We start from the raw sequence: 22,900 nt of genomic DNA on the forward strand, positions 1-22,900 counted from the left end.
AAATGCTATACTGCTAGCTTCGAACAGTCCTTAGGCGCGTAGCTCAGCTGGTTAGAGCACCACCTTGACATGGTGGGGGTCGTTGGTTCGAGTCCAATCGCGCCTACCAATTCCCTCAGAATGGTTCCTGTCCAGGCTTTCGCATCCACGGTGATGCGGGGCCCATCACACAGGGTAAACCAAGGGGATTGAGTACATCAGAATTCCTAGAATGTATGGAACTCCGGCATCTCAATGCCGGCCGTCATTCAGAGGAGAAATCAGTGCCAAAAAGCAAATCCACCAGCCCGGCATCCGGCCTTCCGCCTTCACAGGGCGAAGCGGCTGCCGACGGCAATTCCGGCGCCAAAAGCGGCCGGTCTGCCGGCAAGGCTGCGGCGTCCCGCGTGATCAAGAAGTACCCGAACCGCCGACTCTACGACACCGAAACGTCGACCTACATCACGCTCACCGAGGTTCGCCAACTGGTGATGGACAGTGCTGATTTTGTGGTGCGCGATGCCAAGACCAACGAAGACCTGACGCRCAGCATCCTGTTGCAGATCATTCTTGAAGAAGAGAGCGGCGGCGAGCCCATGTTCACCGAAGCGGTGCTGGCCAACATCATCCGTTTTTACGGCAACGCGATGCAGGGCTTCATGGGCGCCTACCTGGAGAAAAACGTCCAGAGCTTCATGGATCTGCAGGTCAAGATGGCCGAGCAGTCCAAAGGGCTGAGCCCTGAAATGTGGGCGCAGTTCATGAACGCCCAGTCGCCCATGATGCAAGGCATGATGGGCACCTATGTGGAGCAATCCAAGAACGTTTTCACGCAGATGCAGGAGCAAATGCAAAAACAAAGTGAGCAGATGCTGCAGGCCTTCGGCCTTAAAAAGTAGGGAATCGCCATAAACCCAATTTCCGGGCGCATGGCGGCGTTGCGCGGCGCTCGGAATCCTCATGCACCGCAAGTGCATTCCGGTTCCTGCGCTCCGTGCGCCTTGCCCTGCATCCCGGCAATTGAATTTCTGGCGATCCCCATCAATCTTGCCGCCCTGAGACAATAGACCCCATGAGCGAAGTTATTTCCCCATCCGCACCAGTCAACAGCAAGGCCGCGCCGCGCGTCGGTTTTGTCAGCCTGGGCTGCCCCAAAGCCCTGACTGACTCCGAATTGATCCTCACGCAATTGAGCGCCGAGGGTTACCAGACCTCCAAGACCTTTGAAGGCGCGGACCTGGTGATCGTCAACACCTGCGGTTTCATCGACGATGCGGTCAAGGAAAGCCTGGACACCATCGGCGAGGCCCTGGCCGAAAACGGCCGGGTCATCGTCACCGGCTGCCTGGGCGCCAAGGCGGGCGACGACGGCGGCAACCTGGTGCGCCAGATGCACCCCAGCGTGCTGGCTGTGACCGGTCCGCATGCCACGCAGGAAGTCATGGACGCAGTCCACCTGAACCTGCCCAAGCCGCACGATCCCTTTGTGGACCTGGTGCCCAACGCCTTCGGTATTGCCGGCATCAAGCTCACGCCCCGGCACTACGCTTACCTGAAGATCAGCGAAGGTTGCAACCACCGCTGCACCTTCTGCATAATCCCCTCAATGCGCGGCGACCTGGTGTCGCGGCCGATCGGCGACGTGCTCAATGAGGCGCGTGCACTGTTTGAGGGCGGCGTGAAGGAGTTGCTGGTGATCAGCCAGGACACCTCGGCCTACGGCGTGGACGTGAAATACCGCACCGGATTCTGGGACGGTAAACCCGTCAAGACGCGCATGCTGGAGCTGGTGCAGGCGTTGGGCGAAATCGCAGAGCCCTACGGTGCCTGGGTGCGCCTTCATTACGTGTACCCGTATCCCAGTGTGGATGAGGTGCTGCCGCTGATGGCTACCGGCAAGGTATTGCCCTACCTGGACGTTCCGCTGCAGCACAGCCATCCGGATGTGCTCAAGCGCATGAAGCGGCCGGCCAGCGGCGAAAAAAACCTCGAGCGCATTGGGCGCTGGCGCGAAATCTGCCCAGAGATCGTGATCCGAAGCACCTTTATCGCCGGTTTCCCCGGTGAAACCGAAGCGGAATTCGAGCACCTGCTGGACTTCATGCGCGAGGCCAAAATCGACCGCGCAGGTTGCTTTGCCTACAGCGCCGTGGAAGGCGCGACGGCCAACGACATTCCCGGCATGCTGCCGATGGAATTGCGTGAAGAGCGGCGCGCCCGTTTCATGGCGGTTGCCGAGGCGGTGTCCAGCCAGAAGCTTCAGCAACGCATTGGCGCGACCATGCAGGTGCTGGTGGATTCGGCCCCGGCGCTGGGCCGAAAGGGCGGCACGGGGCGTTCTTATGCCGATGCGCCCGAGATCGACGGCGTGGTCAAGCTGTTGCCGCCCGAGAAAATCAGCAAGACGCTGAAAGTCGGCGAATTCACCCGGGCCCGCATCGTCGGGACCCAGGGCCACGACCTGATTGCCGTACCTGTTTGATTAAGCCCGCGGACGAAAAGCCGGACCTGAAGATGGGGTCCGGCCACAAAAAAAGCCACTGGGTCACAGTGGCTTTAATCTTGCTTTCTTCCAGAGCTCGTTTCAGAGTCTGGCAAAGCTGTTTGGTGTATCTGGTGCCCGGGAGAGAACTCGAATCTCCACATCTTGCGATACACGGACCTGAACCGTGCGCGTCTACCAATTCCGCCACCCGGGCACAGCTAGCAGTGTACCATTACTTGAATGCTTTCTGAGGCCTCGGCCCGCAAATTTTCCTGAAATATTTCGGCTGCATACTCAAAGCCAGCAGCCTCCAACAAATAGAGACTTTTTATCAAAACAACTCACTCTCATGCGGGCGGATCGTCCGCCCATTCCTCCGGCCTGCTCGCTGAATTCGAGGGCACCGTTTCCGGCCACCGCGACGGCCATGGTTTCGTATTGCGCGACGACGGCGAGGCGGATATTTACCTGCCGCCCAACGAAATGCGCGCGGTGCTGCACAAGGACCGCGTCAAGGCGCGCATCGTGCGGCATGACCGCAAAAACCGGCCTGAAGGCCGCGTGACCGAGATCATCGAGCGCTCCTCCAACCCCATCATCGGCCGCCTGTTGCAGGAAAGCGGCGTCTGGCTGGTCGCGCCCGAAGACAAGCGCTACGGCCAGGACGTGCTGATCCCCAAGGGCGCCACCGGCACGGCCAAAGTCGGCCAGGTGGTGGTGGTGCAACTCACCGAGCCACCGGCGCTGTTCGGCCAGCCTGTGGGCCGCGTCAAGGAAGTGCTGGGCGAGATCGACGACCCCGGCATGGAAATCGAAATCGCGGTGCGCAAATACGGCGTGCCGCATGAATTCAGCGACGAGGCGCTGGCCCTGGCCCGTTCCCTGCCGGACGCCGTGCGGCCGGCCGACAAAAAACACCGCATCGACCTGACCGACGTTCCGTTGGTCACCATCGACGGCGAAGACGCCCGCGACTTTGACGATGCCGTGTACTGCGAGCCGGCCAAGGTCGGCCGCGGCAAGGGCTGGCGCCTGCTGGTGGCGATTGCCGACGTGAGCCACTATGTGGAAACCGGCAGCGCCATCGACATCGACGCCTATGACCGCGCCACCAGCGTGTATTTCCCGCGCCGGGTGATTCCCATGCTGCCGGAGAAGCTCTCCAACGGCCTGTGCTCGCTCAACCCCAACGTCGAGCGCCTGTGCATGGTCTGCGACATGCTGGTCAACGCCAAGGGCGAGGTCCATGCCTACCAGTTCTATCCGGCGGTGATGTTCAGCCAGGCGCGCTTCACCTACACCGAGGTTGCAGCCATCCTGGCCAACACGCGCGGCCCCGAAGCCGCGCAGCGCAAGACACTGGTGCCTCACCTGCTCGACCTGCACGACGTCTACCAGGCCTTGCTCAAGGAGCGTGGCGTGCGCGGAGCCGTGGATTTCGAAACCACCGAAACGCAGATCGTCTGCGACGAAGCGGGACGTATCGAAAAAATCGTGCCCCGCACGCGCAACGTGGCCCACCGCCTGATCGAGGAGGCCATGCTGGCCGCCAACGTCTGCTCGGCCGACTTCATTTCCCAGAGCAAGCATGTGGGCCTGTACCGTGTGCACGAAGGCCCGACGCCCGAGAAGAAGGAGATGCTGCGCAACTACCTGAAGGTGGCTGGCGTCGGCATGACGATCAGCGATGACCCGGAACCCGGCGAATTCCAGAAGATCGCGTTGGCCACCAAGGACAGGCCGGACGCGCAGCAAATCCATTCGATGCTGCTGCGCTCCATGCAGCAGGCCATCTACACGCCCATGAACAGCGGCCACTTCGGCCTGGCTTACGAGGCCTACACGCACTTCACCAGCCCGATCCGGCGCTATCCCGATCTGCTGGTGCACCGCGTCATCAAAGCGGTGCTGAACAAGGCCAAATACCAGTTGCCGACCCTGCCCACCCCGGGTGAGGCCGAGGCCAAGCTGTCCAAACGGCTGGCCTCGCGCGTCAAGGAGCCGACGCAGAAGCCGAAAAAAGCCAGTGCCGATGAACTCGCCTGGCAAGCGGCCGGCTTGCATTGCAGCGCCAACGAACGCCGTGCCGACGAAGCCAGCCGCGACGTCGAGGCCTGGCTCAAGTGCAAATACATGCGCGAGCACCTCGGCGAGGAGTTCGGCGGTGTCGTCACGGCCGCCACGGGCTTCGGCATCTTCGTCACGCTGGACGCGATGTACGTCGAAGGCCTGGTGCACATTACCGAACTGGGCGGCGAATACTTCCGCTTYGACGARGCCCGCCAGGAACTGCGCGGSGAGCGCACCGGCATCCGCTACGCCATCGGCACGCGGGTGAGGGTGCAGGTCAGCCGGGTGGACCTGGACGGCCGCAAGATTGACTTCCGCCTGGTGAACGAGGGCCAGGACCTGGTCGGCCGTGCCATGAAGGACAAGACCGGCGGCCATGCGACGGAGCTGCCGGCCCAGGAACGCGGCGCAGCGCGCCATGCCGGCGAACCCCGGACCGGCAAGGCCGGCAAGAAGCCGGCGGGCAAGCACGCGGAAACCCGCTCCAGTAGCCGCAGCAGCGGTTCAGGCCGAAGCACCGGCGGCGCCGGCAGCGAACGCACGCCCAAGTCGCCCATCCAGGCGCTGAAGGCGGCCGTCAAGAAAGCCGCCGGCAGCGCCGGGCGCAAACAGGGCAAGAAGCCGCGCCGCTAGGAGTCCGGAAATAGCCATGGATTGTTTTTCCCATCCTCTTTCGTACAGGGCAGGCCGCGCATGCTGATCCGTATCCTGTCGTTTCTTCTTGAAACCATTTTTTTTCTGCTGATTGCGGCGGCGCTGCTGCGGGCCTGGATGAACTGGGTCCGGGTCAACATGAGCGCCCAGCCGGGCAGTTTTGTGATGGCGCTGACCGACTGGCTGGTCAAGCCGCTGCGCCGCGCACTGCCCAGGTCGCTGGCGCAGTCGCGGGTGGACTGGGCCAGTGTGATTGCCGCCGCCGTGCTGGCGCTGGCCTATGCCTTGCTGTGGGCCCTGCTGTTTGGCATGCTGCCGGGTTCGCTTGAGCTGGCACCCCTGGTCTTGCTGACGCTGCTGTCTTTCGCGCTCAAGATGCTGGTCCGTGTGGCGCTGCAAACCCTGTTCATCCTGGTGCTGGGATTTGCCATCCTCTCGTGGATACAGCCCGGCTCGCCTGCCTATGCCTTGCTGGGCCGGCTGACCGAACCCGTGCTGGCGCCGCTGCGCCGCGTGATCCCTGTCGTGGGCGGGGTCGACATCTCGGCGCTGGTGCTGATCGTGCTGCTGCAGATTGCCTTGATGGTCATCGTCTAGCAGCCGGCCAGCGCTGACGCCGTCAGCGCCTGGCCGCCGGCCTCCGCCGGCCATTCATCGGCCATGCGGCCGTGGGCAAACACGGCGCTGCATGCCGCTTCAAAACCTCCCAATCCCCCGGCTATGCGGGCCCCCAGCATGCCTGCCAGCACGTCGCCCGTGCCGGCAGTGGCCAGCAGGGCATTGCCGCTGCCGTTAATGGCGCTGGCCTTGCCCGGCGCGGCGATCACGGTCCCCGAGCCTTTGAGCACCACGACGCACTGAAAACGCCCGGCCAGTTGGCGGGCGGACGCCAGCCGATTGGCTTGCACTTCTTTGGCGCTGCTTCCTGCCAGCCGGGCGGCTTCGAGCGGGTGGGGCGTGAGCACCGTCACATAGCCACGGTGGTGGCGGGCCGTGAGCTGGGTTTGCAGCTGCGTATCCGCCGCGATCGCGTTGAGTGCGTCCGCGTCCAGCACCAGCCGGGGCGCCGCCGACAGCACCTTGGGCAGCACTGCGCGCACGGCGTCACCACCCCCGCAGCCGCACACCACCACCTGCCGCGCCAGGTCCAGCGCCTCGGGGGCGTGGAACATCAATTCGGGTTGCTGGGGATCCGTGCTGAGCGACGGCTTGCCGAGCAGGGCCACATACACCCGTCCCGCGCCCACGTGCAGCGCGGCCCGCGCGGCCAACAGCGCGGCGCCCGCCATGTGGCTGTGGGCGGTGGATTCGCCGCCCAGCACCGCCACGTTGCCAAAGCTGCCCTTGTGGCTGGAGTGCGGGCTGGTATGCCTTGGGGCTTGCGAGGCCCGGTCGGCGCCCAGCAGCCAGGCCTCGGGTGCCAGCGCGCCGGTGGGCGCCGTGCCAAGGCCGTCAAACCATACCTGACCCGCGCGGTCGCGGCCATTCGCGGTGAACAGCCCCGGCTTCAGGGTCAAAAGGCTCAAGGTAAATATCTCTGGTGCCGCGGCAAGCTCAAGGTTGAAAGCCCCGGTGTCGGCATCCAGGCCGGTCGGCACGTCCACTGCGAGCCGCGGTGCGGCGCTGGCCTGCATGCGCGCCAGCCATTCCAGCATCAGGGCAGTGCCGGGCCGGGCCGGGTCCAGCGTGCCGCCGATGCCCAGCAGGGCGTCTATGCAGAAATCGAAGCCTTCAGGCGGCTCCGAGGCCATGGGCACGCCGGCAGCCAGCGCGCGTTCGCGCGAGGCCTGCGCGTCGCTCGGCTGGCCGGTTTTGCCGGGCGGCGGACCCGTCCAGGTCAAGGTCACGTTTTTGCCCCAGCGGTGCAGGTGCATGGCGGCCTCGAAACCGTCGCCGCCGTTGTTGCCGGGCCCGCAGGCAATCCAGATGCGGCGCGCGTGCGGCGCCAGGGCCAGCGCCAGGCGGGCGACCGAAAGGCCGGCCCGTTGCATCAGCGTGTGCGGCGGCAGGCCTGCGGCGGCGAGCCGTTCAAGTTCGCGGGTGGCCGCCACGCTGTGAAGCGGCTCGCTGAGGGCGCTGGAAATTCTTCGCATGGCCCGATTGTGCGGCCCCGGGCGCCGTGCAGGAACGGGACCCGCCGGGTTTCAGGCAAGGCGAGCGACGTCCAGCCCTTCCATGTCGATGTCCGTGCTTTTCCCTGCCATCAGATCGGCCAGCGCCCGCGCGCTGCCGCAACTGAGCGCCCAGCCGCTGGATCCGTGGCCCAGGTTGAGCCAGAGCCCGGGGATGCCGCTGTCGCCGATGATGGGCGGCCCGTCAGGCAACATGGGCCTGGCGCCTTTCCATTCCTGCACGCTGGCGCCGATGTTGGAGAGCTGGGCCGCACCCGGGAACCAGTCATGTAAAACCTTGTAAAGGGTTTGCAGGGAGCCGGCCCGTTTGTTGTCCAGCGAGCCGCCGATTTCGGCGCTGCCGGCCACGCGCACGCGATTGCCCAGGCGTGAAATCGCCACCTTGTAGCGTTCGTCCATCAGCGCGCTGCGTGGCGCGTTCAGGGGCTCGCGAATCGGTGCGCTGATGGAGTAGCCGTAAACCGCCGCCATGGGGATTTTCAGGCCCAGCGGCCTCAAGAGCTGCGCCGAGGCCAGGCCGGCGCACATGACCACCCGGTCGAAGCCGCGCGGTGTGCTTTCACCAGCGATGAGCAGGCTGGCGGGTTGCGCCTGCTCCAGCCCGGCCACCGTGGTGTTGAACTCAAAGTTCACGCCCAGGCGTTGGGCTTCGTTCTTCAGCAGCAGCGCAAACTGCCGGCAGTTGGCCACCTCGTCGTTCGGCAGATGCACCGCGCCCAGGAAGGGTGTGTCCGTGTTCAGCGCCGGCTCGATCTTGAGAACCTCCTCGGGGCCGATTTCCTTGAAGGCCACGCCTGCTTCGCGCAGCACCGCCAGGCCGGGCTGCACCAATTTGCTATCCTTTTCGGAGCGGAGCAAGACCATGTAGCCGGGGCTGCCGTCATATTCGAGTTGCAGCTCGGCGGTCAGGTGGTGCAGTCGTTCCCGGCTGTAAAAGGCCAGGCGCTGCATGCGTGCACGATTGGCCAGGTAGGTATCGAGCTTGCAGGCGCGAAACCATTTCCACATCCAGGCCAGTTCACCGGCCGACAGCGGCAGGGCGAGCTTGACGGGCGCGTGCCGGCTGAACAGGTGGCTGAGGACCTTGCGCGGCATGCCGGGCGCGGCCCAGGGCGTGACGTAGCCGGGCGCGACCAGGCCGGCGTTGGCGAAGCTGGTCTCCTCGGCCGCCGCGCCGCGGCGTTCGAACACGGTGACGTCATGGCCGTCCAGGGCCAGTTCGTAGGCGGTGGTGATGCCGATGATGCCGGCACCAATGACGGCGATCCTCATACGAGGGCGCCGCGGCGGCGTGGGGTGGGGGCGGAGCGCTCGGGGTAGGGAAACGTGTTCTGCATTGTTTTTATGAAGTGAAGCAGGCCGCTGGCCCGAACTGGATGGGTCCGCGGCGATTATTGCTGCAGCGACAGGGCCAGGGCGGCTTCCACCTGCATGGCCAGGTCCAGTACATCGTCATCATGCAGCGCCGCATGCCACAGCATCAGGCCCACGGGCAACTGGCCGGGCGTGTGGCAGGGCAGGGAAATGGCACAGCCGTCGAGCATGTTAACCACGGACGTGTTGCGCAGCAAAAGACCGTTGATCCTGAAAAACTCGGTGTCGTCGTTGAGCAGGCCGGCAATCGGCGGCGCGACGAGAGGCACGGTGGGCGACAGCACGGCATCAAAGCCGTCCAGGCGGGTTTCCATGCGGGTGATCCAGGCCTTGCGGGCTGCCACCAGGTCGATGTAGTCGGCCGCGCTCATGCTGGCGCCACGCAGGATGCGCTGCGCGACACGCGGATCGTAGCTGGCCTGGTGTTCGGCGATCAGGCTGCGGTGCCAGGCGTAACTTTCCGCCGCAGACAGGCCGCCGGTGGCGTTGATGGCCCCCAGTTCGGAGATTTCCTCCAGCATGATCTCCTCGATATGGGCGCCGGCCCGGCGCAAGACCTGCAGGCTGCGCTCAAACGCCTGGGCCACCGTGCGGCTCAACGCATCCTGCATCTGCGTCCGGGCCACGGCCAGGCGGCGGGCGGACAGCGGTTTGCCGGCCAGCCTCACCTGGCGTGCCGCCAGCACCTCGTGCACTGTGACTGCATCGCGCACCGAGCGCGTCAGGGCGCTCACGGTGTCCAGGCTGGTGGACAGCGGCAGGGCGCCGGCGGTTGATACCAGGCGGGCCGTGCTCTTGAAACCGACGATGCCGCACAAGGCCGCGGGAATTCGGATCGAGCCGCCTGTGTCCGAGCCCAGCCCAACCAGGGCCGCGCCCGTGGCCACCGACACCGCCGCGCCTGACGACGAGCCGCCCGGGATGCGAGGCGTGACCGGATCGGCCGGGTTGGCGGGCGTTCCGTAGTGCGGGTTGATGCCCACGCCCGAAAAAGCAAATTCGACCATGTTGGTGCGGCCCACCAGTGCCGCACCGGCGGCCCGCAGGCGCGCCACCGCGGGGCAGTCGGCCTGGGCCGGAGCGGACTGCGCCAGCACTTTGGACCCGGCGGCGGTGACCTGGCCCGCCACGTCGAACAGGTCCTTGATGGACACCGGAATTCCCGCAAGGGCAGGCCAGGCATCGCCGGACGGGGCGGTTTTCGGCGTTTCGGGCGGATTTGCCAGCGAGCCAGGCATGAAAACATGCCGGCAAGCCTCGCTTTGTGCAGCCTGGGCGGCCTGCGCCAGGATGTCCGCGGCTTGCACATGGCCCGCCTGGAGTGCCTGGCGGACGGCATGGAGGTCGCCTGGGAAGGGAGTCTGGCTCATGGGGATGGGGAAGGTGCGGGAAAGGAGTGCGGGAGGATGTTATACTCGACAGGCTTTGCGAATGACGATTCTGTTGTTTGCAATGCAAATCGCAAATCAGCCACACCAAGGTGTTGTCCCGGGAATCTCAAAAAGAGAGCCTCGGGGCGATAAGCGCTGATTTTAGACACAACCTTTTGGAGTATTTTTATGTCGACCACTATGCGCGAAATGCTGGAAGCAGGCGTTCATTTCGGACACCAAACCCGTTTCTGGGACCCCAAGATGGCTCCGTACATCTTTGGCCATCGCAACCGCATTCACATCATCAACCTGGAAAAATCGCTGCCGATGTACCAGGAGGCGATGAAGTTCGCCAAGCAGCTGTCCGCCAACCGCGGCACCATCCTGATGGTGGGCACCAAGCGCCAGGCCCGCGAAATCGTCGCGACCGAAGCCAAGCGCGCCGGCGTTCCTTACGTTGACCAGCGCTGGCTGGGCGGCATGCTGACCAACTTCAAGACGGTCAAGACCTCGATCAAGCGCCTGAAAGAGATGAAGGCCCAGCAAGAAGCCGGCCTCGACTCCATCAGCAAAAAAGAACAGCTGACCTTCAAGCGTGAAATCGAAAAGCTGGAAAAAGACATCGGCGGCATTCAGGACATGAACGCACTGCCGGACGCCATTTTCGTGATCGACGTGGGCTTCCACAAAATCGCGATCCTGGAAGCCAAGAAGCTCGGCATTCCCCTGATCGGTGTGGTGGACTCCAACCACTCGCCTATCGGCATCGATTACGTGATCCCCGGCAACGATGACTCCTCCAAGGCTGTGGCGCTGTACGCCCGCGGTATCGCCGACGCGATCCTCGAAGGCCGTGCCAACGCCGTGAACGACGTCGTCAAGGCCGTGTCGGCTGAGAGCTCGGACGAGTTCGTGGAAGTGGACAACGCAGCCGCCTGATAGTTTTCGGCTCTGCGCCAGACGCGAAAAAGGGGCTCGCGTAGCCCCTTTTTCACAACTTAAGCATCAAGAAGGGGCGGGCCCTGTCGGCCCGTCCCTGTGAACACGACAAAACGGAGAATCAAAATGGCAATTACTGCAAGCATGGTCGCTGAACTGCGCGCCAAAACCGACGCCCCGATGATGGAGTGCAAGAAGGCACTGACCGAGGCGGAAGGCAACTTCGAAAAAGCGGAAGAAATCCTGCGCGTCAAGCTCGGCAGCAAGGCCGGCAAGGCCGCCTCCCGCGTCACCGCCGAAGGTGTTGTGGCCGCGCACCGCGAAGGCGATGTGGGCGCGCTGGTTGAAATCAATTGCGAAACCGACTTCGTGACCAAGAACGACAGCTTCCTGGCTTTCACCAAAGCCGTGGTCGAAGGCATCGTCAAGAACAACCCGTCCGACGTGGAAGCCGTGGGCGCGATGCCTTTGTCGCTGGATGGTTTCGGCCCTACGGTCGAAGACGTGCGCAAGGGCCTGATCGGCAAGATCGGCGAAAACATGAGCGTGCGCCGCTTCAAGCGTTTCAGCGGCAGCAAGCTGGCCTCTTACCTGCACGGCACGCGCATTGGCGTGGTGGTGGAGTTTGAAGGCGACGAGGCCGCCGCCAAGGACGTCGCCATGCATGTGGCCGCGATGAAGCCCGTGTCGCTGTCCAGCGCCGAAGTTCCCGCTGAACTGGTCGCCAAAGAGCGCTCGGTGGCCGCCGCCAAGGCCGCTGAAGATGCCGCCAAGGCCCAGGCCGAAGGCAAGCCCGTGCAATCCGCCGAAATTGTTGCAAAGCGTATCGAAGGCGGCGTGCAAAAGTACCTGAAGGAAGTCAGCCTGTACAACCAGACTTTCGTCAAGAACGACAAGCAGACCGTCGAGCAGATGCTCAAGGAGAAGGCGACCACGATCAAGTCCTTCACGCTGTACGTGGTGGGCGAGGGCATCGAGAAGAAGGTTGACGATTTCGCCGCCGAAGTCGCGGCCCAGGTCGCGGCCGCCAAGGGCGCTTAAGCACTCAGCCTAGCCGGAAGGCCGCTAAACTCCAATTCACTTTAACCATAGAAAGCTCCTCACATGCCAGCCTACAAGCGAATCTTGTTAAAACTGTCAGGTGAGGCCCTGATGGGCGACGACGCTTTCGGTATCAACCGTGCCACCATCGTGCGCATGGTTGAGGAAATCGCCGAAGTCACCCGTATGGGTGTCGAGGTGGCGGTGGTGATAGGCGGCGGCAACATCTTTCGCGGCGTGGCCGGCGGCTCGGTCGGCATGGACCGAGCCACCGCCGACTACATGGGCATGCTGGCCACCGTGATGAACGCCCTGGCTTTGGGTGACACCATGGACAAGGCCGGCCTGATCGCCCGCGTGATGTCGGCCATCGGCATCGAGCGTGTGGTCGAGCCCTATGTACGCCCCAAGGCCCTGCAGTATCTCGAAGAGGGCAAGGTCGTCATCTTCGCGGCCGGCACCGGCAATCCGTTTTTCACCACCGACACGGCGGCCGCGCTGCGCGGCGCCGAAATCGGCGCCGAGATCGTGCTCAAGGCCACCAAGGTCGACGGTGTGTACACTGCGGACCCCAAGAAAGACCCGAAGGCCACGCGCTACACCAATATCACCTTTGATGAGGCCATGGGCAAAAACCTCGAGGTCATGGATGCCACCGCCTTTGCGTTGTGCCGCGACCAGAAGCTGCCCATCAAGGTGTTCAGCATTTTCAAGCACGGCGCGCTCAAGCGGGTGGTGCAGGGCGAAGACGAGGGAACGCTGGTTCACGTCTGACCCTTCTTTGGCTTGCTTTTTTTCGCTATAAAAATCCGGAGATTCGACCATGAGCATTGTTGAAGTCAAGCAGCTGGCAGAGCAAAAAATGCTGCAGTCCATCGACTCGTTCAAGAACGGCCTCACCAAGATCCGCACCGGCCGCGCCAACCCCGGTCTGCTCGACACCGTGCACGTGGATTACTACGGCTCCATGGTGCCCATCAGTCAGGTGGCCAACGTGTCCTTGCTCGATGCGCGCACCATCAGCGTCTCGCCCTGGGAAAAAGGCATGGGCGCCAAGATCGAAAAAGCCATCCGCGATTCCGACCTGGGCCTCAACCCGGCGGCGCAGGGCGATTTGATCCGCGTCCCCATGCCGGCGATGACCGAAGAGCGCCGCAAGGAGCTCACCAAGGTTGTACGCGGCGAAGGTGAACACGCCAAGGTCGCCATCCGCAACCTGCGCCGCGATGCCAACGACGGCATCAAGAAGCTGGTCAAGGACAAACTGGCTTCCGAGGATGACGAGCGCCGCGCGCAGGAAGACATCCAGAAGTTCACCGACCGTTTCATTGCCGAAGTCGACAAACTGGTCGCCGGCAAGGAACAAGACATCATGGCGGTTTGACGCTTCAGCGTCCGGCCTGAATCGTCCATGGCCACCAGCACTAACCCGGTCCCGCGCCACATTGCCATCGTCATGGACGGCAATGGCCGCTGGGCGACCAAACGGTTTCTGCCCCGCATCGCGGGCCACAAGCAGGGCGTCGATTCGCTGAGCCGCTGTGTGCGCGCCTGCCTGGAGCGCGGCATCGGCGTGCTCACGGTATTTGCGTTCTCCTCGGAAAACTGGAATCGCCCGTCCGAAGAGGTGTCCGGCCTGATGGAGCTGCTGGCCCTGTCGCTGGCCAAGGAAGTGCCCAGCCTGAACGAGAACGGCGTGCAATTGCACTTCGTGGGTGACCGACAGCGCCTGTCCGACAAGGTGCAGGCCGGGCTGGCCAAGGCTGAGCGCGACACCTCGGCCAACAGCCGGCTGGTCTTCAATGTGTGTTTCAACTACGGCGGGCGCTGGGATATCGCCCAGGCCGCGCAAAAGCTGGCCAGCCGCGGCGAGGCCATTACCGAGCTGTCGCTGGACCGGGCCATGGCGATGGCGCATGTGCCCGACCCGGATCTGCTGATCCGCACCGGTGGTGAACTGCGCATCAGCAACTTCCTGCTGTGGCAGGCCGCCTATTCGGAGCTGCATTTTTCCGACAAGCTGTGGCCCGAATTCGACGAGGCCGCGCTGGACGAAGCGATTGCCGTTTTTCGCACCCGCGAACGGCGTTTTGGCCAGACCTCCGCGCAGGTCAGCGGCCAGGTCAACAACGACAATGCAAAGGCGGCTTGATGCTTAAACAGCGTGTGATCACGGCGATTGTCCTGCTGGCGATTTTGCTGCCCGCACTTTTTTACAAAACGCCCCAGCCATTTTGCGCCGTGGCGCTGCTGCTGATCGCGGCGGGGGCCTGGGAGTGGGGCCGCCTCAACGGCTATGGGCAGGGCGTTTCCATGGGCCTGGGCTTTGCGTGCGTGGCGGCCTGCGCGCTGTCCTGGTACGGCGGCCTGCTGGAAAAACCTTTGCCCATGCTGTGGGCCGCTGCCGGCGCTGTGTGGGTACTGGCCGGCGGCTGGCTGCTGCGCAATGGCGTTGCCGGCTGGCCGCGCATTCCGAAGGCGCTGCGCCTGGTCGCGGGCCTGGTCGCACTGTGGCTGGCCTGGCTGGCTGTGGCCCAGGCGCGCGTCGCTGGTATCAATTTCCTGTTGTCCGTGCTGCTGCTGGTTTGGGTGGCGGATATCTTTGCCTACTTCGCGGGCCGCACCTTTGGCGGCCGCTTCAGCAAGGGCAAGCTGGCGCCTTCGATCAGCCCGGGCAAGAGCTGGGAGGGCGTCTGGGGCGGCATGGCCGGTGTGGTCGCGCTGTCGCTCGCCTGGGTCTATGCGGGCGCCGCCGCCGGCGGCACAGGTTTCTGGGGGGAGGCAACGCTTTACAGCCGGCTGGTGGCGAACCACGGCCTGCTGGTCATGCTTCTGGCCGTCATTTTCCTGGCGGCCATGAGTGTGGTGGGCGACCTGGTCGAGTCCCTGATCAAACGCAGCGCGGGCGTCAAGGACTCCAGCGGCCTGTTGCCCGGCCATGGCGGGGTGCTGGACCGTGTCGATGCGCTGCTGCCCACGCTGCCCCTGGCGATGATGCTGGTCTCCCTTTAAGCCCTGTATGCCCTTCAGCAAGCAGCGCATCACCGTTCTGGGCTCCACGGGGTCCATAGGCGTCAACACGCTGGACGTGATTGCGCGCCATCCCGACCGTTTTGAAGTGTTCGCGCTTAGCGCGGCGACCCAGACCGACCTGATGCTGGCGCAATGCGTCCAGTTCAAGCCGCAGTACGCCGTGATGGCGAGCGAGCCGCACGCCCGCGCACTGGCCGACAAGGTCAAGGCCCACCAGCTCCCCGTGCAGGTGCTATGGGCGCCCGATGCGCTCGAAATGATCGCTTCGCATGAGTCGGTGGACACCGTCATGGCGGCCATTGTGGGCGCGGCCGGCCTTGCGCCCTGCATGGCGGCGGCCCGCGCGGGCAAGCGCCTGCTGCTGGCCAACAAGGAAGCGTTGGTGGTGGGCGGCGAGGTCTTCATGCAGGCGGTGCGCGCCGGCGGTGCCAAGCTGCTGCCCATAGACAGCGAACACTCGGCCATCTTCCAGTCCCTGCCCGAGGATGCCGCGACCTGGGGCGACCGGGTTGAAAAAATCATCCTGACCGCCTCCGGCGGGCCTTTCCGCACCCGCGATGCCGCCAGCCTGCGCCACGTCACGCCCGATGAGGCCTGCGCCCATCCGAACTGGGTGATGGGCCGCAAGATATCGGTCGACTCGGCCACCATGATGAACAAGGCCCTGGAGGTCATCGAGGCCAAATACCTGTTCGGCCTGACGCCGGAACAGATCGAGGTGGTGATCCACCCCCAGAGCATCATCCATTCCATGGTGCAGTACCGCGACACCTCGGTGGTGGCGCAGCTCGGAACTCCCGACATGCGCGTTCCCATCGCCTACGGCCTGGCTTGGCCGGACCGGGTGGTGTCCGGAGCCAAGGCCCTGGATTTCAGGTCGCTGGCCACCATGACTTTYGAAGTCCCGGACGATGAACGCTTTCCCGGCTTGCCGCTGGCCTGGGAGGTGCTCAACGGGCCCGTCGGCAGCACCGCCGTGCTCAATGCCGCCAACGAGGTGGCAGTTGCCGCCTTTCTTGAAAAACGCATCCGTTTTGACCATATCCACCATGTAAATCACGCAACTTTGGAGGCGCTGGCGCCCTCAGAGGTGAGTGATGTTGAAGGCCTGCTCGGTCTGGATGGGCAGGCTCGCCGCCTTGCCCTTCAAATTGCCGGACAACTGGAGCTTTGACATGTTGACCCTGATTTCTTTCATCGTGACGCTGGGCATCCTGATTGCCGTGCACGAGTACGGCCACTACCGCGTGGCTGTCGCCTGTGGCGTGCGGGTGATGCGCTTTGGCATAGCCACGCTGCCGATTGCCGAGCCCGAGCCCGGCTACACGCCTACGCGCATGGCCCGCTTCTTTCACGCCATCAGCAAGCCGGTCTGGCGCTGGAAGCCGAAGAACCAGCACCCCGGTCAGGACACTGAATTCGCGATCGGCCTGTTCCCCATCGGCGGCTATGTCGAGATGTTCGGGCAAGACCCCAAGACAAAGCTGAGTCCGGCGGATGAAGCCTGGGCCTTTCGTCACAAGCCGCTGCGCTCGCGCTTCGCGATCGTCGCCGCCGGCCCGATTGCCAACCTGCTGCTGGCCGTGTTGCTCTACGCCATCCTCAACTGGAGCGGCCTGCAGGAGCCCAAAGCCGTCCTGGCCACCCCCGTGGCCGGCTCGCTCGCGGAAAAAGCCGGCCTGCGCGGCCAGGAATTGGTGGTGCAGGCCGCCTTTGACGGTGATGAACTCCAGGACGTCCGCTCCTTTGAAGATCTGCGCTGGCGCCTGACCCAGGGCGCCCTGGACGGCCATGACCTCACGCTGGTACTGGGCGGTGAGGGCGCAAGCGCGGGCCGGACAGTGCTGTTGCCGCTCAGCACGCTGGGAGCTCCCGAGGCCGACGCCCAGTTGTTCCGCAGGATCGGCATCCTGGGGCCGTGGACCCGTCCGGAGATTGGCGACGTCATGGCCGGCGGCGCTGCCGAAAAATCCGGCCTGCGTGCCGGCGACGTGGTGCTACGCGTCGGCGGCACCGCCGTCATGGACGGGCCGCATTTGCGCGAACTCATACGCACCTCGGCCGCCGCGCCGCAAAGCTGGCAGCTCATGCGCGCCGGCCAGTCCCTGTCACTGCAGGTCACCCCTGAGCTAAAACCCGTCAACGGAACCATGGTGCCCCGGATTGACGCCTATGTGGGCGCGCCCGCGGAGCTCGTAACGGTTCGCTACGGCTTTGTCGATGGTTTGTGGCAGGGCGCCGTCCGCACCTGGCAGGTGTCCACGCTCACGTTGCGCCTGATGGGAAAAATACTGACGGGCCAGGCTTCCCTCAAAAATCTCAGCGGGCCGCTCACGATTGCCGACTATGCGGGCAAATCGGCCAGCCTGGGATTGAGCTATTACCTGACCTTCCTGGCCCTGGTCAGCGTGAGCCTGGGCGTCCTGAATTTACTCCCGCTGCCGGTTCTGGATGGGGGGCACCTGATGTATTATCTTTGGGAGGGGATCACTGGCCGAGGCGTGTCTGACGCCTGGATGGACCGGTTGCAGCGCGGTGGCGTTGTGATCCTGCTGGGCATGATGTGCGTTGCCCTGTTTAACGATGTCACCCGGCTCTTGGGCTAATTCCATACATTTCATGCAAAAACAAGTAAATCGCTTCAAAGTTCGCGCAGTCTGCGCCATCGCCGCCGGTCTTTTTGCAGCCAGCACCGCCTGGGCGGTGGACCCTTTCACGGTGCGTGACATTCGGGTTGAAGGTTTGCAGCGCGTGGAGCCCGGGACCATTTTCGCGTCGCTTCCCTTTCGTGTCGGCGAGACCTACAACGACGACAAGGGTTCGACCGCCATCCGCGCACTGTTCGGCCTGGGGCTGTTCAAGGACGTGAGGCTGGAGGTCAACGGTGACGTGCTGGTGGTGATCGTTGAAGAGCGCCCCACCGTGGCCGACGTGGATTTCGTCGGCACCAAGGAATTCGACAAGGACGTGCTGAAGAAGGCTCTTCGTGAAGCCGGCATCGCCGACGGCCAGCCTTTTGACAAAGCGCTTGCCGACAAGGCCGAGCAGGAACTCAAGCGTCAATACATTAACAAAAGCCTGTACGGCGTCGAGGTCATCACCACCGTCACGCCGATTGAACGCAACCGCGTCAACCTAACGTTCAGCGTCGTCGAGGGCGACGTGGCCAAGATCAAGGAAATCCACGTCACGGGCAACAAGGCGTTCAGCGAATCCACGCTGCTGGGCCTTTTCGACCTGGACACCGGGGGCTGGCTCAGCTGGTACACCAAGTCCGACCGCTACTCGCGCACCAAGCTCAACGCCGACATCGAGACGCTGCGTTCCTACTACCTGTCGCGCGGCTACCTGGAGTTCAAAGTCGAATCGACCCAGGTCGCGATTTCCCCGGACAAGCAAAGCATCGCCATCACCGTCAATGTGAGCGAAGGCGAGCGCTTTGTGGTGTCGGGCGTCAAGCTGGAAGGCAACTACCTCAACAAGGAAGAAGAGTTCAAGACCCTGGTGAAGATTGAACCCGGCGAGCCCTACAACGCCGACCAGGTGGCGGAAACCACCAAGGCCTTCACCGACTACTTCGGCACTTTCGGATTCGCGTTTGCGCGCGTCGAGGCAGTGCCCGAGATCGACCGCAGCAACAACCGCGTGGCCTTTGTGATCCAGGCGGATCCGTCTCGCCGCGCTTATGTGCGGCGCGTGAACGTGGCCGGCAACAACCGCACGCGCGACGAAGTCGTGCGCCGCGAGTTCCGCCAGTTCGAGTCGTCCTGGTACGACGGCGACAAGATCCGCCTTTCGCGCGACCGCGTGGACCGCCTGGGATACTTCAACGAAGTGAACGTCGACACCCAAGAGGTGCCCGGCACCAGCGACCAGGTCGATGTGACCATGACCGTGGTGGAAAAGCCCACCGGCAACCTCCAGCTCGGCGCGGGTTACTCCAGCGCGGACAGCGTGTCCCTGCTGTTCGGCATCAAGCAGGAAAACGTGTTCGGTTCGGGCAACTACCTGGGGGTTGAAGTCAACACCAGCAAGTCCAACCGCCAGCTGGTGCTGAGCACCATCGATCCTTATTTCACGGCCGACGGCATTTCTCGCACCATCGACGTGTACGACCGCACCTCAAAACCGCTTTCCGGCCAGGGCGGTGATTACAGCCTGAAAACCCGCGGCGCCAGCATCCGCTTCGGCGTGCCGTTCACCGAGAACGACACCGTCTATTTCGGCAGCGGCTACGAGCAATTGACCATTGTTCCCGGCACCAACCTGCCGGCCAGCTATCAGACCTACGCCAATCAGTTTGGTTACAAAAGCAATTCGATCCCCTTGACGGTGGGATGGTCGCGCGACAGCCGGGACAGCTCCCTGGTTCCGACCACCGGCCGCTACCAGCGTGTCTACGGCGACTGGGGTGTCGCGGGCGACATCAAGTTCGTGCGCGCCAATTACCAGATCCAGCAGTACATTCCGCTGAACAAGCAGTTCACCGTCGCGCTGAACGGCGAATTTGGCTGGGGCAAGGGCCTGAACGGCCAGCCGTATCCGCTGTTCAAGAACTACTACTCGGGCGGCCTCGGGTCGGTGCGCGGCTTCGAGCAAGGCTCGCTGGGCCCGCGCGATGCCTCAGACCTGGCCATTGGCGGACCGAAAAAACTGACCCTGAATGCCGAAGTGATCGCGCCGTTTCCGGGTGCGGGCAATGACAGAACCTTGCGTTTGTACGGTTTTGTCGATGCCGGCAACGTGTTCGGGGAACAGGAACAATATAAGCTGAATGACCTGCGTATCTCCACCGGTATCGGCATCAGCTGGATTTCCCCATTGGGGCCTTTGCGCATCGCCATTGCGACACCGCTGCGTAAAAAGCCAGGCGATAGAATAGAGCGGTTGCAATTCCAAATCGGTACATCTTTCTAATGAAGCATCTTTCAAACAAATTTTTCCTCGGCCTTGTTGTCGCGTTGGCGGGTTTTTCCGCAAGCGCACAGGAGTTCAAGGTCGGTGTCGTCAATCTGGACCGGATTTTCCGCGAAGCCAATTCCGCCAAAGCCGCCCAGACCAAGCTCGAGCAGGAATTCAGCAAGCGTGAGAAAGAGCTGAACGACCTCGCAACGCAGCTCAAGACGCTGTCCGACAAGTTCGAGCGCGAGGCGCCCACCTTGGCCGAAAGCCAGCGCAACACGCGGCAAAAGCAGCTGGTGGACCAGGACCGGGATTTCCAGCGCAAGCGCCGCGAATTCCAGGAAGACCTGAACACCCGCAAGAACGAAGAACTGCAGCAAGTGATTGAGCGCGCCAACAAGGTCGTGAAAACCCTGGCTGAAACCGAAAAATATGACCTGATCCTTCAGGAGTCGGTGTACGTCAACCCGAAACACGACATCACCGACAAAGTGATCAAGGCGCTGAACGCCGCCCGTTGATCGCGGGGGTGTTCACCACGATCACCATCGCCAAAACGGCAGGCGCAGTGTGACACTCCGTCTTGCCGATATTGTCCAGTTCCTCGCCGGCGTCAATGCCGAATTGATCGGCGATCCCGGCCTGCAGATTGAGCGGCTCTCCACCCTGGAGGCCGCCGGCCCCAAGGACCTGAGCTTTCTCAGCCATCCCAAATACCTCGCCAAGCTTGCGCAGTCGGCCGCGGCCTGTGTCATCGTGGCGCCCGCCGCGCGGCAGGCCGCCATCAGCCGGGGTGCCTGCATCGTGGTCGACGACCCCTACCACGCCTTCGCGCTGGTGACCCAGCTCTGGAAGCAGCAGCATTCCCCGCCGTCCGCGCCGCAGATTCACCCCAGCGCCTTTATCGATCCCACGGCCACGCTGGCGCGCGGCGTGTCGGTGGGGGCTTTCGCCTGCATAGGGGAGGGCGCCGTCATCGGTGCGGGTGCTCGCATTGCCGAACACTGCGTCGTCGGGCGGCATGCCCAGCTCGGGGCGGATACCCGCCTGTCGGCACGCGTCACCGTGGCGGACGGCTGCCGCATAGGCGCGCGCTGCATCGTGCATCCGGGCGCGGTGATAGGTGCCGACGGCTTCGGGTTTGCGCTGCACCAGGGGCAGTGGATCAAGATCGAGCAACTGGGCGGTGTGCTGATCGGCGACGACGTGGAGATAGGCGCCAATACCTGCATAGACCGCGGCGCCTTGCAGGACACGGTGCTCGAAGACGGTGTSAARCTSGACAACCTGRTCCAGATYGGCCACAACGTGCGKGTGGGCAAGCACACCGCCATGGCCGGTTGCGCCGGCGTCGCGGGCAGCGCCACCATAGGCGCCCACTGCACTGTGGGCGGCGGCGCCATCGTGCTGGGCCACCTGAGCCTGGCCGACCACGTGCATGTCTCCGCGGCATCCGTCGTGACACGGTCCATCCTCAAGCCCGGAAATTACACCGGGCTCTTCCCCATCGACGACAATGCCGTCTGGGAAAAAAATGCCGCCACGCTCAAACAGCTCCACACGCTGCGCGAGCGCCTGCGGCTGGCTGAAAAAGCCATTCTGAACTCAGGACACATTGAAGAAAAATCATGATGGATATCCACCAAATTCTCAAGCAGCTTCCGCATCGCTATCCCATCCTGCTGGTGGACCGCGTACTCGAAATCGAAAAAGGCAAAAGCATCAAGGCGCTCAAGAACGTCACGATCAACGAGCCTTTCTTCATGGGGCACTTCCCTCACCACCCGGTCATGCCCGGCGTGCTGATGCTTGAAGCCATGGCGCAGGCCGCCGCCTTGCTGGCCTTTGAAACATTGGGCGTGACGCCCGACGACAAGACGGTTTATTACTTCGCCGGCATAGACGGCGCGCGCTTCAAGCGGCCGGTCGAGCCCGGCGACCAGCTGATCATGGATGTCACGCTGGACCGCATGAAGGCCGGCATTTTCAAATTCAAGGGCGTGACCCGTGTCGGCGACACCATTGCCTGCGAGGCCGAACTGATGTGCACCATGCGCACCATAGCGTGACCCGGGCCGCAACCATCCAGGCGAGCGCGACATGACAGCATCCCCTAACGCGCCGGGCGTCCATGCCACGGCCCTTGTGGACCCGCAAGCCCAACTCCACGAATCGGTGAGCGTCGGGCCCTACACCGTCGTCGGCCCCCACGTGAAAGTCGGCGCGGGCACGACCATAGGCGCGCACTGCGTGATCGAAGGCCACACCACCATAGGCCGCGACAACCGGATCTTCCAGTTCAATTCGCTGGGTGCCATCCCGCAGGACAAAAAGTACGCGGGTGAGCCTTGCGAGCTGGTCATCGGCGACCGCAACACCATTCGCGAGTTCTGCACCTTCAACATCGGCTCGCCCGGCGACACGGGCGTGACGCGCGTGGGCGACGACAACTGGCTCATGGCCTATGTGCACCTGGCGCATGACTGCGTCGTGGGCAACAACACGATTTTTGCCAACAACACCCAGCTGGGCGGGCATGTGCACGTGGGCGACTGGGTGATCCTGGGCGGTTTTACCGTCGCGCACCAGTTCGTGAAAATCGGCGCCCACAGCTTTACCGCCATGTGCTCGCTGCTGTTCGCCGATTTGCCGCCTTTTGTCATGGCACAGGGCCAGCCGGCCGAGGCGCGGTCCATGAACTTCGAAGGGCTGCGGCGTCGGGGTTTTTCACCCGATCGTATTTCCGCCATCAAGGCCATGCACAAGGCGCTGTACCGCGACGACCTCACGCTCGACCAGGCCCGCGCGCGCATTGCCGAACTGACCGCGAAACACCCGGAATCGGCGCCCGACGTGGAGATGATGCTCTCCTTCCTGGCGCAAACCTCGCCGCAACGCGGCATCGTCCGGTAAGGCCA

General features: G+C 63.5%; 20 protein-coding genes and 2 tRNA genes. 18 read left to right on the top strand and 4 right to left on the bottom strand.

Features of this window, described 5'->3' with window-relative positions; all coding sequences use genetic code 11:
• Positions 1–32 precede the first annotated feature (32 nt).
• The 3 genes from AC1D1Y_RS05970 (at position 33) to rimO (ending at position 2,461) form a co-directional block, all read left to right on the top strand.
• A tRNA-Val gene (locus AC1D1Y_RS05970) sits at positions 33–109 on the top strand.
• Positions 110–263: 154 nt separating this feature from the next.
• Entirely contained in the window at positions 264–878 is a 615-nt protein-coding gene (gene phaR, locus AC1D1Y_RS05975) for a polyhydroxyalkanoate synthesis repressor PhaR (protein ID WP_477681547.1), read from the top strand.
• A 173-nt stretch (positions 879–1,051) separates the two neighbouring features.
• Positions 1,052–2,461 (top strand): 30S ribosomal protein S12 methylthiotransferase RimO, encoded by a 1,410-nt coding sequence (gene rimO, locus AC1D1Y_RS05980; protein WP_477681548.1) that lies wholly within the window; start codon positions 1,052–1,054, stop codon positions 2,459–2,461.
• A 132-nt stretch (positions 2,462–2,593) separates the two neighbouring features.
• Here rimO and AC1D1Y_RS05985 read toward each other — a convergent pair.
• Positions 2,594–2,678: transfer RNA gene (locus AC1D1Y_RS05985), tRNA-Leu, on the bottom strand.
• 167 nt (positions 2,679–2,845) lie between these two features.
• Between AC1D1Y_RS05985 and rnr the strand changes: the two genes are divergently transcribed.
• Complete coding sequence (gene rnr / locus AC1D1Y_RS05990) at positions 2,846–5,167, top strand: ribonuclease R (RefSeq protein WP_477681599.1); 2,322 nt, start codon at positions 2,846–2,848, stop codon at positions 5,165–5,167.
• A 60-nt stretch (positions 5,168–5,227) separates the two neighbouring features.
• Positions 5,228–5,785, top strand: coding sequence for a YggT family protein (locus tag AC1D1Y_RS05995; protein WP_477681549.1), 558 nt, complete (start codon positions 5,228–5,230; stop codon positions 5,783–5,785).
• Here AC1D1Y_RS05995 and AC1D1Y_RS06000 read toward each other — a convergent pair.
• The 3 genes from AC1D1Y_RS06000 to AC1D1Y_RS06010 form a co-directional block, all read right to left on the bottom strand.
• On the bottom strand, positions 5,782–7,281 hold the full coding sequence (locus AC1D1Y_RS06000; protein ID WP_477681550.1) for an NAD(P)H-hydrate dehydratase: 1,500 nt from the start codon (positions 7,279–7,281) through the stop codon (positions 5,782–5,784). The two genes, AC1D1Y_RS05995 and AC1D1Y_RS06000, sit on opposite strands and share 4 nt — an antisense overlap.
• Positions 7,282–7,332: 51 nt before the next feature.
• Positions 7,333–8,592 carry a D-amino acid dehydrogenase gene (locus AC1D1Y_RS06005; protein ID WP_477652191.1) on the bottom strand — a complete coding sequence of 420 codons (1,260 nt, stop codon included), beginning with the start codon at positions 8,590–8,592 and terminating at the stop codon, positions 7,333–7,335.
• A 119-nt stretch (positions 8,593–8,711) separates the two neighbouring features.
• On the bottom strand, positions 8,712–10,064 hold the full coding sequence (locus AC1D1Y_RS06010; RefSeq protein ID WP_477681551.1) for an amidase: 1,353 nt from the start codon (positions 10,062–10,064) through the stop codon (positions 8,712–8,714).
• Positions 10,065–10,253: 189 nt separating this feature from the next.
• Between AC1D1Y_RS06010 and rpsB the strand changes: the two genes are divergently transcribed.
• The 13 genes from rpsB to lpxA all read left to right on the top strand — a co-directional run bounded on the left by rpsB (position 10,254) and on the right by lpxA (position 22,895).
• Positions 10,254–11,006 carry a 30S ribosomal protein S2 gene (gene rpsB / locus AC1D1Y_RS06015; protein WP_007866397.1) on the top strand — a complete coding sequence of 251 codons (753 nt, stop codon included), beginning with the start codon at positions 10,254–10,256 and terminating at the stop codon, positions 11,004–11,006.
• 126 nt (positions 11,007–11,132) lie between these two features.
• A complete protein-coding gene (tsf, locus tag AC1D1Y_RS06020) occupies positions 11,133–12,047 on the top strand; it encodes a translation elongation factor Ts (RefSeq protein WP_477681552.1) in 915 nt (304 codons plus the stop codon).
• 63 nt (positions 12,048–12,110) lie between these two features.
• Positions 12,111–12,821, top strand: a complete 711-nt coding sequence (gene pyrH, locus AC1D1Y_RS06025; protein WP_036838012.1) for a UMP kinase — start codon at positions 12,111–12,113, stop codon at positions 12,819–12,821.
• Between the two features lie 49 nt (positions 12,822–12,870).
• Positions 12,871–13,431: a ribosome recycling factor gene (gene frr / locus AC1D1Y_RS06030; RefSeq protein ID WP_436154238.1), complete on the top strand. Its 561-nt coding sequence runs from the start codon at positions 12,871–12,873 to the stop codon at positions 13,429–13,431.
• 27 nt (positions 13,432–13,458) lie between these two features.
• Complete coding sequence (gene uppS, locus AC1D1Y_RS06035) at positions 13,459–14,199, top strand: polyprenyl diphosphate synthase (protein WP_477681553.1); 741 nt, start codon at positions 13,459–13,461, stop codon at positions 14,197–14,199.
• On the top strand, positions 14,199–15,059 hold the full coding sequence (locus tag AC1D1Y_RS06040; protein WP_477681554.1) for a phosphatidate cytidylyltransferase: 861 nt from the start codon (positions 14,199–14,201) through the stop codon (positions 15,057–15,059). Before uppS ends, AC1D1Y_RS06040 begins: the two co-directional genes overlap by 1 nt.
• A 7-nt stretch (positions 15,060–15,066) precedes the next feature.
• A complete protein-coding gene (gene ispC / locus AC1D1Y_RS06045; protein ID WP_477681555.1) occupies positions 15,067–16,254 on the top strand; it encodes a 1-deoxy-D-xylulose-5-phosphate reductoisomerase in 1,188 nt (395 codons plus the stop codon).
• A 1-nt stretch (position 16,255) separates the two neighbouring features.
• Entirely contained in the window at positions 16,256–17,686 is a 1,431-nt protein-coding gene (rseP, locus tag AC1D1Y_RS06050; protein ID WP_477681556.1) for an RIP metalloprotease RseP, read from the top strand.
• A gap of 13 nt (positions 17,687–17,699) precedes the next feature.
• Positions 17,700–19,997 (top strand): outer membrane protein assembly factor BamA, encoded by a 2,298-nt coding sequence (gene bamA / locus AC1D1Y_RS06055; RefSeq protein ID WP_477681557.1) that lies wholly within the window; start codon positions 17,700–17,702, stop codon positions 19,995–19,997.
• On the top strand, positions 19,997–20,503 hold the full coding sequence (locus AC1D1Y_RS06060; RefSeq protein WP_477681558.1) for an OmpH/Skp family outer membrane protein: 507 nt from the start codon (positions 19,997–19,999) through the stop codon (positions 20,501–20,503). The genes bamA and AC1D1Y_RS06060 overlap by 1 nt, the downstream gene beginning before the upstream one ends.
• Positions 20,504–20,552: 49 nt before the next feature.
• Positions 20,553–21,614, top strand: coding sequence for a UDP-3-O-(3-hydroxymyristoyl)glucosamine N-acyltransferase (lpxD, locus tag AC1D1Y_RS06065; RefSeq protein ID WP_477681559.1), 1,062 nt, complete (start codon positions 20,553–20,555; stop codon positions 21,612–21,614).
• On the top strand, positions 21,611–22,051 hold the full coding sequence (fabZ, locus tag AC1D1Y_RS06070) for a 3-hydroxyacyl-ACP dehydratase FabZ (RefSeq protein WP_122956731.1): 441 nt from the start codon (positions 21,611–21,613) through the stop codon (positions 22,049–22,051). Before lpxD ends, fabZ begins: the two co-directional genes overlap by 4 nt.
• Before the next feature lie 31 nt (positions 22,052–22,082).
• Positions 22,083–22,895, top strand: a complete 813-nt coding sequence (gene lpxA, locus AC1D1Y_RS06075) for an acyl-ACP--UDP-N-acetylglucosamine O-acyltransferase (protein WP_477681560.1) — start codon at positions 22,083–22,085, stop codon at positions 22,893–22,895.
• Positions 22,896–22,900 lie beyond the last annotated feature (5 nt).

This window comes from Polaromonas sp. P1_G1, assembly GCF_056405595.1.